The sequence below is a fragment of the Neisseria sp. P0019.S002 genome (assembly GCF_051957155.1).
Taxonomy (GTDB): Bacteria; Pseudomonadota; Gammaproteobacteria; order Burkholderiales; family Neisseriaceae; genus Neisseria; species Neisseria perflava.
In genome coordinates, this window is sequence record NZ_JBQCWS010000133.1 from 1 (window position 1) to 450 (window position 450).

A 450-nucleotide genomic window follows, 5' to 3' on the forward strand; every position below is an offset into this window, starting at 1 on the left:
CACCCACACACACAACAAAACAACCCACACCCCACCCCACCCACCCAACCAAAACACCACACACCAAACCCCAAACCAAACCCCCAACAACACCACCAACCCCCCCCAAAACCCAACAAACAAACACAACACCAACAAAAACAAACACACCACAAACAACCCACCCACACACTCCACAAACACACACACCAACAAAACCACCCAAAAACACAACACCAAAAACCCACAAACCCACACCAAAAACCCACAAAAACCCAAACCAACACAGACACAAACACACCCACCACCCAACCAAACCCCCCACAAAAAACAACTGCAGCCCAAAAAAAAGCAAATTTGGTTCCCGAGACCGTCCCCGCATAAATCACACGGAAATGACATCTCTGAAACCTCCACATTTTTCAAACGACCTTTGCCTATCCCTATCCCCAGGGCATCGCAACGGTAAAA

General features: G+C 48.4%; 1 protein-coding gene. It reads right to left on the minus strand.

Translation table 11 applies throughout. The features are described from left to right. Positions 1-306: hypothetical protein (locus ACTHTY_RS11930; RefSeq protein WP_440367843.1), on the minus strand; the 306-nt coding region annotated here is incomplete at its 3' end. Between the last annotated feature and the right edge of the window lie 144 nt (positions 307-450).